Annotated in this window: 11 protein-coding genes; 6 read left to right on the forward strand and 5 right to left on the reverse strand. The window is 67.8% G+C overall.

Going from position 1 to position 12443, the window contains the following annotated elements; translation table 11 throughout:
* Window positions 1–137: 137 nt before the first annotated feature.
* Both Q2100_RS05850 and Q2100_RS05855 read right to left on the reverse strand, forming a co-directional pair.
* Window positions 138–1532 (reverse strand): cystathionine beta-synthase, encoded by a 1395-nt coding sequence (locus tag Q2100_RS05850; RefSeq protein WP_302913217.1) that lies wholly within the window; start codon window positions 1530–1532, stop codon window positions 138–140.
* 29 nt (window positions 1533–1561) lie between these two features.
* A complete protein-coding gene (locus Q2100_RS05855) occupies window positions 1562–2614 on the reverse strand; it encodes an alpha/beta hydrolase (RefSeq protein WP_302913218.1) in 1053 nt (350 codons plus the stop codon).
* Between the two features lie 193 nt (window positions 2615–2807).
* On the opposite strand from Q2100_RS05855, the gene Q2100_RS05860 reads away from it, so the two are divergent.
* Both Q2100_RS05860 and Q2100_RS05865 read left to right on the forward strand, forming a co-directional pair.
* Complete coding sequence (locus Q2100_RS05860; RefSeq protein ID WP_302913219.1) at window positions 2808–3770, forward strand: SGNH/GDSL hydrolase family protein; 963 nt, start codon at window positions 2808–2810, stop codon at window positions 3768–3770.
* A gap of 33 nt (window positions 3771–3803) precedes the next feature.
* The gene (locus Q2100_RS05865) at window positions 3804–5021 is read left to right on the forward strand and encodes an acetyl-CoA C-acetyltransferase (protein ID WP_302913220.1); all 1218 of its coding nucleotides are present in this window, start codon (window positions 3804–3806) and stop codon (window positions 5019–5021) included.
* A 64-nt stretch (window positions 5022–5085) separates the two neighbouring features.
* On the opposite strand, the gene Q2100_RS05870 is transcribed toward Q2100_RS05865, so the two are convergent.
* Window positions 5086–5931 (reverse strand): endonuclease domain-containing protein, encoded by an 846-nt coding sequence (locus Q2100_RS05870; protein WP_302913248.1) that lies wholly within the window; start codon window positions 5929–5931, stop codon window positions 5086–5088.
* Between the two features lie 252 nt (window positions 5932–6183).
* Window positions 6184–7023: a Bax inhibitor-1/YccA family protein gene (locus Q2100_RS05875; protein WP_302913221.1), complete on the reverse strand. Its 840-nt coding sequence runs from the start codon at window positions 7021–7023 to the stop codon at window positions 6184–6186.
* Window positions 7024–7195: 172 nt separating this feature from the next.
* On the opposite strand from Q2100_RS05875, the gene Q2100_RS05880 reads away from it, so the two are divergent.
* From Q2100_RS05880 to Q2100_RS05895, 4 genes are all read left to right on the forward strand, one after another.
* Window positions 7196–8245: an enoyl-CoA hydratase/isomerase family protein gene (locus Q2100_RS05880; protein WP_302913222.1), complete on the forward strand. Its 1050-nt coding sequence runs from the start codon at window positions 7196–7198 to the stop codon at window positions 8243–8245.
* On the forward strand, window positions 8242–9018 hold the full coding sequence (locus tag Q2100_RS05885) for an enoyl-CoA hydratase (RefSeq protein WP_302913223.1): 777 nt from the start codon (window positions 8242–8244) through the stop codon (window positions 9016–9018). The genes Q2100_RS05880 and Q2100_RS05885 overlap by 4 nt, the downstream gene beginning before the upstream one ends.
* Before the next feature lie 9 nt (window positions 9019–9027).
* On the forward strand, window positions 9028–10728 hold the full coding sequence (locus Q2100_RS05890; protein WP_302913224.1) for an alpha/beta hydrolase: 1701 nt from the start codon (window positions 9028–9030) through the stop codon (window positions 10726–10728).
* A gap of 215 nt (window positions 10729–10943) precedes the next feature.
* The gene (locus Q2100_RS05895; RefSeq protein WP_302913225.1) at window positions 10944–12071 is read left to right on the forward strand and encodes a hypothetical protein; all 1128 of its coding nucleotides are present in this window, start codon (window positions 10944–10946) and stop codon (window positions 12069–12071) included.
* On the opposite strand, the gene Q2100_RS05900 is transcribed toward Q2100_RS05895, so the two are convergent.
* Window positions 12068–12442 (reverse strand): rhodanese-like domain-containing protein, encoded by a 375-nt coding sequence (locus tag Q2100_RS05900; RefSeq protein WP_302913226.1) that lies wholly within the window; start codon window positions 12440–12442, stop codon window positions 12068–12070. The genes Q2100_RS05895 and Q2100_RS05900 overlap by 4 nt on opposite strands.
* Window position 12443: the final 1 nt, after the last annotated feature.

Raw genomic sequence — 12443 nt, forward strand, 5'->3', positions numbered from 1 at the left:
GCCGACGACAAGCGAGCTAACAGTACCTGAGATACCGCTTTGAGCAGCGTTTCTCGCAAGATCTTGAAGCTGCTGGTAGAGCGGGCAACGACCACCGGGTATCGGTTTGCCGGGCTCGAAATATGGGGCGGCTGAGCCTACCTGCGGCCGCTGCCCTCGGACAGGAAACCGAGCAGATCATGACGCGTCAGCACGCCGATCGGCTTGCCGTCCTCGACGATCATCACCGCGTCGCATTCGCGCAACGTCTTGGCCGCCGTGCTGACGAGTTCGCCGGCGCCGATCAGTGGCAGCGGCGGACCCATGTGGTCGGCGACGGCGTCGGCGAGCTTGGCACGGCCCTCGAACACCGCCGAGAGCAGCTCGCGCTCGGAGACGCTGCCTGCGACCTCGCCCGCCATCACCGGCGGTTCGGCGCCGACCACCGGCATCTGCGAGACGCCGTACTCCCGCAGGATGCCGATCGCGTCGCGCACGGTCTCCGACGGATGGGTGTGCACCAGATCGGGAAGCGCACCCGACTTGCGGCGCAACACATCTCCGATGGTCGACTGCTCGATCGACCCGTCGAGCCTGCTGCGCAGGAAGCCGTAGGACGACATCCAGGCGTCGTTGAAGATCTTCGACAGGTATCCGCGGCCGCCGTCGGGCAGCAGCACCACCACGAGAGCATCGGGGCCTTCCCGCTCGGCGACCCGGATCGCGGCGACCGCCGCCATGCCACAGGATCCACCGACCAGCAGCGCCTCTTCGCGGGCCAGCCGCCGGGTCATCTCGAACGAGTCGGCGTCCGAGACGGCGATGATCTCGTCGGGCACCGCGGGGTCGTACGCCGAGGGCCAGAAGTCCTCGCCGACACCCTCGACCAGGTACGGCCTGCCGGTGCCGCCGGAGTAGACCGAGCCCTCGGGGTCGGCGCCCATGATCTTCACCTTCCCGCCGGAGACCTCCTTGAGGTAGCGACCGGCGCCGGTGATGGTGCCGCCGGTGCCCACGCCCGCGACGAAATGCGTCACCTTGCCGTCGGTGTCGGCCCAGATCTCCGGACCCGTCGTCTCGTAGTGCGACTCCGGTCCCATCGGATTGGAGTACTGATCGGGCTTCCAGGCGCCGTCGATCTCGGTGACGAGCCGGTTCGAGACGCTGTAGTAGCTGTCCGGGTCGTCGGGCGCCACTGCCGTCGGGCAGACGACCACGTCGGCGCCATAGGCGCGCAACACGTTTCGCTTGTCCTCGCTGACCTTGTCGGGACAGACGAAGATGCACTTGTAGCCGCGCTGCTGGGCGACCAGCGCCAGGCCGACGCCGGTGTTGCCCGAGGTGGGTTCGACGATGGTGCCGCCGGGCTTGAGCTCGCCGCTGGCCTCGGCAGCGTCGATCATCTTGATCGCGATGCGGTCCTTGGAGCTGCCGCCGGGATTGAGGTACTCGATCTTCGCGGCGACCGTGCCAGCGCCGTGAGGGACAACGGAGTTCAGCTGTACCAGAGGGGTATTGCCGATGAGCTCACTGACGTGCCGGGCGATGCGCATGAGTCCATCGTGTCAGGCCCGCGGTCAGCTCACCACGTGGCCTCACGGATGTACTCGCCGATCTGGCGCAGCGACCGCGTCGCTTCCTTCACCATCGGAGCCGCGATCTGGAAAACGTGCATCTGACCAGGCCAGATGCGGATCTCGACGGGAACACCCGACTCGGCGAGCAGCCGGGCCGCCTTTCGCGCGTCGCTGATCAGAACCTCCGAGCCGGACACGTGGATCAGCGTGCGCGGCAGGCCGGGTTCGATGTGGTCGAGCGGTTCGTAGATCTCCGGCGCCACGCCGGCGACGGGATTGCGCCGGTTGGCGTGCTCGATGAGGTCCACCAGGGCTCCGAACGCGTGCGCCGGGAACATCGCGTCACTGCGCACGTTGGGGTGCTCGGCTCGACGCTCGTTGTCGATCTCGAACAGGGGCGACATCGTGACCATCGCGGCCGGCTCCTCGCCCTCGGCGAGCAGACGCTGGGCGAGGGCCAGCGACAGGTAGCCACCCGCCGAGTCGCCGGCCAGCACGATCTGGTCGGGCTCGTAGCCCTTGAGCCGCAACCACCGGTAGGCGTCATAGCAGTCGTCGAGGGCCTGGCCCACCGAGTGCCTGGGGATCATCCGGTAGTTCACCACCAGCACGGGGCTGTCGGCGTAGCCGCTCAACGAATTGACGATGCGGTGGTGGCTGTTCACCCCGCAGGTGATGAACGCGCCGCCGTGCAGGTACAGGATGACGCTGCGCTTACCGTCGGCGGGCAGCACACCCGGCGCCCGCACCAACTGTGCATTGCAGTTCGTCAGGCCGATCGTCGCCCGGACCGTGCCCGGAGGCGGCCGCAAGATCCGGCAGGCGAAATCCACCATTCCCCAGGGCCAGGGCATCTTGGGGGCGTAGCTACCGATGGCCAGAGTTGGCTTGATCGTGGCCATCGCGACCAGTCCGACCAGCCGTCCTGCGAGGCTGGGACCGTCCTCGAGCACCTCGACCGGCGCCCCGTCACTGACCGGATATCGACGCGGTTTATTGGCTCTAGCTGCATGAATGGCAGCACGAGGAGTGCTGGGAACCTTACTAGGTGCGGTCATCGCCACCACTTCCTACGCCGTTGTAGTGCCCCGGGGGCATGTTGTGTCAGCCAATCCCGGTGACTTAGCTTGACACCTGTTTCCGTTTTCCTAGCTTGTTAAACCAATTTCGTACCGGAGTTGATACCGCACCGTGACTGCCAGTAGGCGCCGCCACGCGGTCAATGACCGATTCGGCACCTAAACTGGCCGCGTGGGCATACGTGCACCGCGAAAAACGACCGTCGCTCTCGCCGCTGCGGCCACGCTCGCATCGACGGGCTCCGCCTATGTCGGAGCCCGCAATCTGCTGATCGGGCAGGCCGATCAGGCACGTCAGACCATCCCGAAGGCCTTCGACATTCCGCCGCGCGCCGACGGCGTCTACTCCCCCGGCGGCGGACCGGTCGAGAAGTGGACGCGGGGGGTGCCGTTCGACATCCACCTGATGATCTTCGGCGACTCCACGGCCGTCGGTTATGGCTGCCGGGTGGCCGACGAAGTGCCGGGAGTCCTCCTCGCACGCGGGCTGGCCGAAGCGTCCGGGAAGCGGATCCGGCTGAGCACGAAGGCCATCGTCGGCGCCACGTCGAAGGGTCTACAGGGCCAGATCGACGCGATGTTCGTCGCCGGGCCACCGCCGGATGCCGCGGTCATCATGATCGGCGCCAACGACATCACGCGGCCCAACGGCATCAGGGCATCGGCGCGCCGCCTCGGCGACGGAGTGCGACGGTTGCGGGCCGCGGGCGCGGTCGTCGTCGTCGGCACCTGCCCGGACTTCGGCGTGCTCACGGCGATCCCGCAGCCGCTGCGCATGGTGACCCGCACTCTCGGCCTGCGGTTGGCGCGCGCACAGGCCGGTGCGGTGCGGGCGGCCGGCGGCATGCCGGTGCCGTTCGCCGACCTGCTGTCACCCGAGTTCCTCAACGCGCCGGACCTGATGATCTCCGACGACATGTTCCACCCGTCCGCCGACGGCTATGCGCTGGCGGGCAACCAGCTGCTGCCCGCGTTGTGCGCCGCGCTGGGCGTCTCGACCGCGGACACCGACACTGCCCTGGAGCCGCGCGCCCCCGAGGGGAGTTCGCTGCTCGAGCGGATCGGCGGCGTCTCACGGCTGTGGCGCCGGCCCACCACCGGGGTGCCCGCGCCGATCGTCGGGCCCGCCAGCTAGGTTCTTCGGTGACCAGCAAGTTGAGGAGCCGTCATGCCTGAAGCCGTCATCGTCGCCACCGCCCGCTCGCCGATCGGCCGCGCCAACAAGGGGTCGCTGGTCGACATGCGACCCGACGACCTGGCCGCCCAGATGGTCCGCGCCGCGCTGGACAAGGTCCCGTCGCTGGACCCGCATGACATCGACGACCTGATGATGGGCTGTGGCCAGCCCGGCGGCGAGTCCGGCTTCAACATCGGCCGCGCCGTGGCCGTCGCCCTCGGCTACGACTTCCTGCCCGGCACCACCGTCAACCGCTACTGCTCGTCGTCGCTGCAGACGTCGCGGATGGCCTTCCACGCGATCAAGGCCGGCGAGGGCCACGCCTTCATCTCCGCGGGCGTCGAGACGGTGTCGCGGTTCGCCAAGGGCAACGCCGACGGCTGGCCCGACACCAAGAACCCGCTGTTCGCCGAGGCTCAGGAACGTTCGACCCAGGCCGCTGCCGGCGGCGACGAGTGGCACGACCCGCGCGAGGACGGCTCGCTGCCCGACGTGTACATCGCGATGGGCCAGACCGCCGAGAACGTCGCGCTGCACACCGGCATCAGCCGCGAGGACCAGGACCACTGGGGCGTGCGGTCGCAGAACCGGGCGGAGGAGGCCATCAACAGCGGCTTCTTCGAGCGGGAGATCTCGCCGGTCACGCTGCCGGACGGCACCGTCGTGAGCAAGGACGACGGCCCGCGCGCCGGCACCTCCTACGAGAAGATCAGCCAGCTCAAGCCGGTGTTCCGGCCGAATGGCACCGTCACCGCCGGAAACGCCTGCCCGCTCAACGACGGCGCCGCCGCGGTGGTCATCCTGTCCGACGAGAAGGCTCGCGAACTGGGCCTGAAGCCGCTGGCGCGCATCGTCGCGACCGGGGTGTCGGGGCTCTCGCCGGAGATCATGGGCCTCGGCCCGATCGAGGCGTCGAAGAAGGCGCTCGCCAACGCGGGCATGGGCATCGGCGACATCGACCTCTACGAGATCAACGAGGCGTTCGCCGTCCAGGTCCTCGGCTCGGCGCGCGCGCTCGGCATGGACGAGGAGCGCCTCAACGTGTCCGGCGGCGCGATCGCGCTGGGCCATCCGTTCGGCATGACGGGCGCCCGCATCACCGCCACGCTGCTGAACAACCTGCAGACCCAGGACAAGCAGTTCGGCCTCGAGACCATGTGTGTCGGCGGCGGCCAGGGCATGGCGATGATCGTGGAGCGCCTTTCCTAGCTTGTGGCGTTGACTCTGCGCTCACGGCGGCGAAGTGCGAGTGGAGAGCACCCTGGCCGCAGAGTCAACGGGACAAGAGCCGCCATGCGCGCTCCACGCGTTGAATGACGTCGAATTCTGAGTGGCGCGCCGCCACGCGAATGACGTGCCAACCCATCGTTGCGATGTCCTCGGCGCGCCGGATCTCGTAGGCGTAAAGCTCTTTCGACGTGCGATGGTGATCGCCGTCGTACTCGACGGCCAGCTTGCGGTCCTCCCAACCCATGTCGAGGTAGTAGGTCCTGTAGCCATCGGGACTCAGCACCGGGATCTGCGTGCGGGGTCGCGGAAACCCGTTGCGAATGAGTAGGAGTCGCAGCCTGGTCTCCTGCGGGGACTCGGCACCGGCGTCCACGAGGTCGAGGGCTCTCTCGAGCTGGCGCAGCCCGCGCGTGTGCCGGTGTGCTGCGGCGAGAATCTCGATGTCGACGGTCTTGATGTCCGTCGCTCGGATCAACGCGTCGAGCCGGGCTACCGCCGTCACGAACGGTCCGCGGCGGCCCAGATCGAAACCCGTCCGCGCGGCAGAGGTGACGAGAAGACCGTCAAGCGTGAGCACCTCGTCCTCGATCAACGTGTCGGCGCGGGTTATGACACCGGTTGGTGTGCGTGCATTTCGCCAGATCAACTCGACGGGTACGTCGTCGTCGACCCATTTGGATCCGTGCAGTGATGCGGCCGCCAGGCCCGCAATGACGCCTTCGCGTTGCGTCCACAACCAGGCCGCCGTTGTCCGTCGATGCAACGACGGCTCGGCCCGCCGCTCGACGTAGACGTCGGGCATCACCGCTCGGTGATACCGGCGGAGTTCGTGGCGGGTCAGTCGGCCGGCCGCGAGCGCCTCGGAGCCGATGAAGGGTTCGCCGTCCATGAATGCAGGGTCACGACGGCAGCCGACAATTCGGACTTCTGATTTGGCGCGGCGATCCCGCCTGTGGACAGATCGCCCTCTGTTGACTACCGCCCACCCCGACGACTCTGCGCTCACGGCGACGAAGTGCGAGTAGCGACCACCCTGCACGCAGAGTCAACGCAAAGTACGCAAACTCAACGCAAGAGCCCGCCTCCACAACGCAGAAAGCCCGACACCTCGTCCGGTGCCGGGCTTCCCTCGCGAAGGCTGCTAGTCGTTCTGGAAGTACGTCAGCAGCCGCAGGATCTCGAGGTAGAGCCAGACCAGCGTGACGGTCAGGCCGAGGGCGATGCCCCACGCGGCCTTCTCCGGCGCGCCGGCACGGATCATCTGGTCAGCGGAGTCGAAGTCCAGCAGGAAGCTGAACGCCGCGATGCCGATGCACACCAGCGAGAAGATGATGGCCATCGGGCCGCCGTCACGCAGTGGGCCGGCGCCATCGGTGAACATCGCGAAGACGAAGTTGCCGAGGGCGAGAACGACCACGCCGATCATGGCGGCGACGAGCATGCGGGTGAACTTCGGCGTCACACGGATGGCGCCGGTCTTGTAGACGACCAGCATGCCGAAGAACACGCCGAAGGTGCCGAGCACCGCCTGCGAGATCAGCCCGCCGGCGCTGGCGCCCTGGATGTTGAAGGTCAGCAGGAACGACACCGCGCCGAGGAACAGGCCCTCGAGCACCGCGTAGCTCAGCACGATGGCCGGGTTGTCCTGCTTGCGGCCGAACATCGCGATCATCACGAGCGCCAGGCCGCCGAGGCCACCGATCAGGGTGAGCGGCATGGCCAGCCCGATGTTCTGGGTGACCAGGAAGAAGGAGACCACGGCCGAAACCGTCAGCACGGCCAGCGTCATGCCGGTGCGGGTGACGACGTCGTCGATGGTCAGCGGCCGGGCGACGCCCGTCTGCTCGGGGTACTGAGCGGTATAGGGCTCAGCGTGTGTCTGCTGGGCACCGTAGCCGGCGGCTCCGGTACCGAATGACGCGTATCCGCCCTGCTGCCCCTTGGGCAGCGAGCGGAATACCGGGTTGCTGCTCTCGCGCACCGTCGGATCCTCTCCTGTGCTGTGGTTCGAGTGACGAACACACTCTCAACGATCACCGGCGCCGAGTTGGTTCCCGAGATGACAAGGGATCCTGGGAACTTCCTGTGGCCGGTTCGTGGCAAAACATTACCCGTCGGACGTGAGAGGCGGGCGACGATCTAGATTGCTACTCGTGGCAGAAAACGAGGATGTCCTAGTAACCGTCGAGAACAGCGTCGGCCTGCTCACCCTGAACCGGCCGAAGGCGATCAACTCGCTCAACCACGGCATGGTCACGGCCCTCGCCGAGGCGCTCGACGCCTGGAGACACGACGACGACGTACACACCGTGCTGCTGACCGGCGCCGGTGAACGAGGCCTGTGCGCCGGTGGCGACGTCGTCGCGATCTATCACAGCGCCAAGGCCGACGGCTCCGAGGCCCGCCAGTTCTGGTACGAGGAATACCAGCTCAACGCGGTGATCGGCCGCTATCCGAAGACCTACGTCGCAATGATGGACGGCATCGTGATGGGCGGTGGGGTCGGCGTCAGCGCGCACGGCGACGTCCGTGTCGTCACCGACACCACCAAGATGGCAATGCCCGAGGTCGGCATCGGCTTCATCCCCGACGTCGGCGGCACCTATCTGCTGTCCCGCGCGCCGGGCCTGCTCGGCCTGCACGCCGCATTGACGGGCGCGCCGTTCTCCGGCGCCGACGCCATCGCAATGGGGTTCGCCGACCACTACATCCCGCACGATTCACTGAGAGCGTTCACAGAAACACTCGTCGCCGACGGGGTCGAAGCCGCATTGAAGGCCCACACCGTCGAGCCGCCGGCGAGCCCCCTGCTCGAGCAGCGGGAGTGGATCGACGAGTGCTATGCCGGGGACACGATCGCCGACATCGTCGCGGCCCTGCGCGGTCACGGCGCCGAACCGGCCGACAAAGCGGCCGACCTCATCAGCGGCCGCTCCCCCGTCTCATTGGCCGTCACGCTCAAAGCCGTGCGCCGCGCCGGCGAACTCGCCACCCTGGAGGACGTGCTGCGCCAGGAGTACCGGACGTCGAGCGGCTCGCTGCGATCCCACGACCTCGTCGAAGGCATCCGTGCGCAGCTGGTGGACAAGGACCGCAACCCGAAGTGGTCGCCACCTTCGATCGCCGACGTCACCGAAGAAGACGTCGACGCCTACTTCGCCCCCGCCGACCCCGACCTGACCTTCCCGGAGGAACAACCGTGACGTCCTACGAGACCATCCTCGTCACCCGCGACGACCGCGTCGGCACCATCACGCTGAACCGGCCGAAGGCGCTGAACGCGCTCAACAGCCAGGTGATGGCCGAAGTCGGTGCTGCCGCAACCGAACTCGACCAGGATCCGGGCATCGGTGCCATCATCGTCACCGGCAATGAGAAGGCCTTCGCCGCGGGCGCCGACATCAAGGAGATGGCGACCCTCGAGTTCGCCGACGTCTTCGCGGCCGACTTCTTCGCGCCCTGGGGCACATTCGCGGCCACCCGCACGCCCACCATCGCGGCCGTCGCCGGCTACGCGCTGGGCGGCGGCTGCGAGCTGGCGATGATGTGCGACGTGCTGATCGCCGCCGACACCGCGAAGTTCGGCCAGCCCGAGATCAAGCTCGGCGTGCTGCCCGGAATGGGTGGCTCGCAACGGCTCACCCGCGCGATCGGCAAGGCCAAGGCGATGGATCTCATCCTGACGGGCCGCACGATCGGCGCCGAGGAGGCCGAGCGCAGCGGCCTGGTGTCGCGACTCGTCCCCGCCGACACGCTGCTCGACGAGGCCAACGCCGTCGCGAAGACCATTGCGGGCATGTCACTGAACGCCGCCAGGATGGCCAAGGAAGCCGTCAACCGCGCGTTCGAATCCTCACTGGCCGAAGGCCTGCTCTACGAGCGCAGGCTCTTCCACTCCACCTTCGCCACGGCCGACCAGAAGGAGGGGATGGCGGCCTTCAGTGAGAAGCGCCCGCCGAACTTCACCCATCGCTAAAGTGCTCTGGTGACCGAGACCGCGGAGGCCGAACCGCAGGCGCCTCCGCAGGACGAGCAACCGCCCGCCAAACGACCTTGGTGGCTACGCCGCTACACCTTCTTCGGCACCGCCGTCGGTCTGGTGTTCCTGTGGTTCTCGATGACGCCGTCGCTGCTGCCCCGCGGGCCGCTGTTCCAGGGCCTCGTCAGTGGCGGCGCAGGCGCATTCGGCTACGCGCTCGGCGTGTTCGGGGTGTGGCTGGTCCGCTTCATGCTCTCGAGGAACTCCAGTCCGCGTGCCCCGGCATGGGCGTGGCTCGGACTGCTCGTCGTGGGCGTCACCGGCCAGGTGCTGATGATCGTGTACTTCCATGTGTGGCAGGACCAGGTCCGCGACCTGATGGGGGTGCCGCGGCTGGGATTCTGGGACCATCCGCTGACGGCGGTGCTGTCGGTCGTGGTGCTGTTCGCCCTCGTGGAGGTCGGCCAGCTCATCCGCAGGCTGATCCTGTTCCTGATGCGCCAGCTCGAACGCGTTGCCCCACCGCGAGTTTCGGCCGTCGTGGTGGTGGCCCTGCTGCTGGTGCTGACGATCGCGATCCTCAACGGCGTGGTCGTCCGCTTCGCGATGAGCACGATCAACAACACCTTCGAGGCGGTCAACGACGAGACCGACCCGGATTTCGCGGCGCCCACGTCGACACTGCAGTCCGGCGGCCCGCAGTCGCTGGTCAGTTGGGAGTCCCTGGGCCATCAGGGCAGGGTGTTCGTCGCGGGGGCGACGCCGGCGGAGAAGCTCACGCGGTTCAACGGCACACCGGCCGTCGAGCCGATCCGCGCCTATGCGGGACTCAACTCCGCGGACGGCATCAAGGCCACCGCCGCACTCGCGGCGCAGGAACTGCTGCGCACCGGCGGCCTGGACCGCGACGTGGTCGCGGTGGCCACATCGACGGGCACCGGCTGGATCAACGGCGCCGAGGCCGCCGCGCTGGAGTACATGTTCAACGGCAACACCGCGATCGTGTCGATGCAGTACTCGTTCCTGCCGAGTTGGCTGTCGTTCCTCGTCGATAAGGAGAACGCCCGCCAGGCCGGGCAGGCGCTGTTCGAAGCCGTCGACGGCCTCATCCGGGCGATGCCCGAAGCGCAACGGCCCCTACTGGTGGTGTTCGGCGAGAGCCTCGGCTCCTTCGGCGGCGAGGCGCCGTTCCTGGCGCTGAACAACCTCGTCGCCCGCACCGACGGCGCGCTGTTCAGCGGGCCGACATTCAACAACACGATCTGGACCGACCTGACGCTCAACCGCGACGCCGGATCGCCGGAGTGGCTGCCGATCTACGACAAGGGCGAGAACGTCCGGTTCGCCGCCCGGCCGGAGAACCTCGAGCGGCCAGCCGATCCGTGGGGCGTGCCGCGGGCGGTGTACCTGCAGCACGCCTCCGACCCGATCTCGTGGTGGAACCCGGATCTGCTGTTCGCCCGGCCCGACTGGCTCGAGGAACCGCCCGGCTACGACCGCACCGCCCGGATGAAGTGGATTCCGGTGGTGACGTTCCTCCAGGTGTCGGCCGACATGGCGGTGGCGATCGACGTGCCGGACGGGCACGGCCACGTCTACGTCAGGGACGTCGCCAACGCGTGGGCGGCGATCATGCAGCCGCCGGGGTGGACGCCGGAGAAGACCGAACGGCTGCGGCCGATGCTGCGTTCCGGCGAGAGCAGCTAACTAAACCGGTCACCGGTTGACCGGAGCATTTCCGCGCAAACACCTTCATTTCCCGGGTCGGGGGCTATGTTTGCGTCATCGGCGTCATTTGAGGAGCAATCATGACGCTTGTCTCAAGATCGATCTGCACCGGAGTGGCCGTCGTCGGTATCAGTGCGCTTGTCGCATCGCCGACGGTGACGCCACCTGTGACCGAAACAGCCGCCGTGCGGTACGTGGCCGACGTGCGGCCCGCCGCGCAGACGAGCCAGTTCCCGGAACTGTACGAGTGGTGGCAGCAGATCTTCTGGCCCAGCGCGTCCCCGTCCCGTGAGGTACCGCAGCCGCCGGTTACTGGGCCGCTGCCCACGCCGGGTTCTGTGGCCGGCGGTCTCGAGCAGGCGTACCACATCATCGAGCCGTGGGTCCGGTACGGCTTCGAACTCGGCGAATACGCCGTCGGATGGATCCCGTACGTCGGGTGGCTCGCACCCCAGGTGATGATCCTCTACAACTTCGGCGAGCGCATCGTCCATGCGATCGTCCACAACACGCTCGACTGGATCGACGGCGACGGCAGCTTCGGGCAGAACCTCGCCGAAGGTATCTCCTGGAGTGTGGACGCGCTGATCCAGCTGGGGATCGACGAGCTGAACTTCTTCCTGCCGAACCTGCCCCCGCTTCCGCCGTTCCCCGGGTCGACGGAGTTCGCCGAGGGTTATGAGGCTTTCCGCACGTCGGTGCGGGATTTCCTCGGCGACCTGTCGGATCTGCTTCCGTACCACGATGAAGAGCGGCCACCGGTGGGATCGACGTTGGTCGACGTGAGTCTGGCGACGACGGAGGTGGCGCCGACGGCGAAGGAAGACGTCGCCGTCAATCCGGCCGAACCGGCCGGGACTCTGGTCGACGCGCAACCCGGCACGGGCGTCGAAACCGTCGTCGATCCAGTCACGCCGAAGCCGGCGGCTGCGGTCGACCCGCAACTCGATATCGGCCCGGCCGTGCTCGACACGGCACCCGTCGACACCGCCCCCGCGCCCACGCTGCCCTCGACACCGAAGACGGAAAAGCAGCTTCTGCGCCCCGCCGGCGTGCTCAGCGAGGTCAGGAGCAATCTGAAGCAGGCGCGCGACGAACTTCGCGGCGCCGCAGCCGAAACGAAGAAGTCGTTGACCGGCCGAGGGGATGCGACGCGAGAGGCCGACGATTCGGCGAAGCCGGCGAAGGACCTTCGAACGCGAATCAAGAACCGCGTCGAAAAGGCCACGGACCAGATCCGTTCCAGGAGCGAGCGCGCGACGTCGGACGCGGCCCCGGCCGCCGACCGAAAGAAGAAGAAGAAGGCCGACGCAGAGAGCTAGACGAGGACGCCTTCGGCCTTCAGCGCGTGGTAGCCGCCGATCACGTCGGTGGACCGGTGCAGCCCGAGATCGAGCAGCGCGGCGGCGGCCAGGCTCGAGGTGTAACCCTCGGAGCACAGCACCACCCATTCGACGTCGTCGTCGACGGCCTGGGTGATCTTCGCGTCACTGGTCGGGTCGCAGCGCCACTCCAGCACGTTGCGTTCGATCACCAGCGCGGCGGGCACGTCGCCCTCGCGGGCCCGCTGCGCCTGCGGACGGATGTCCACCAGCAGGGCGCCGCGCTCCAGCGCTGCGGGCACGTCGCGGGCCGGCATCCGCTCGAGACGCGATCGCGCACTATCGAGGATGCGGTCGATGCGGCTGGCCATG

This window comes from Mycolicibacterium arseniciresistens (assembly GCF_030519285.1).
Taxonomy (GTDB): Bacteria; Actinomycetota; Actinomycetes; order Mycobacteriales; family Mycobacteriaceae; genus Mycobacterium; species Mycobacterium arseniciresistens.

Excerpts from the sequence above, each read along its gene's own strand:
- Q2100_RS05850 (WP_302913217.1), bottom strand. The coding sequence starts at position 1,532 with ATGCGCATCGCCCGGCACGTCAGTGAGCTCATCGGCAATACCCCTCTG.
- Q2100_RS05855 (WP_302913218.1), bottom strand. The coding sequence starts at position 2,614 with ATGACCGCACCTAGTAAGGTTCCCAGCACTCCTCGTGCTGCCATTCAT.
- Q2100_RS05865 (WP_302913220.1), top strand. The coding sequence starts at position 3,804 with ATGCCTGAAGCCGTCATCGTCGCCACCGCCCGCTCGCCGATCGGCCGC.
- Q2100_RS05870 (WP_302913248.1), bottom strand. The coding sequence starts at position 5,931 with ATGGACGGCGAACCCTTCATCGGCTCCGAGGCGCTCGCGGCCGGCCGA.
- Q2100_RS05900 (WP_302913226.1), bottom strand. The coding sequence starts at position 12,442 with ATGGCCAGCCGCATCGACCGCATCCTCGATAGTGCGCGATCGCGTCTC.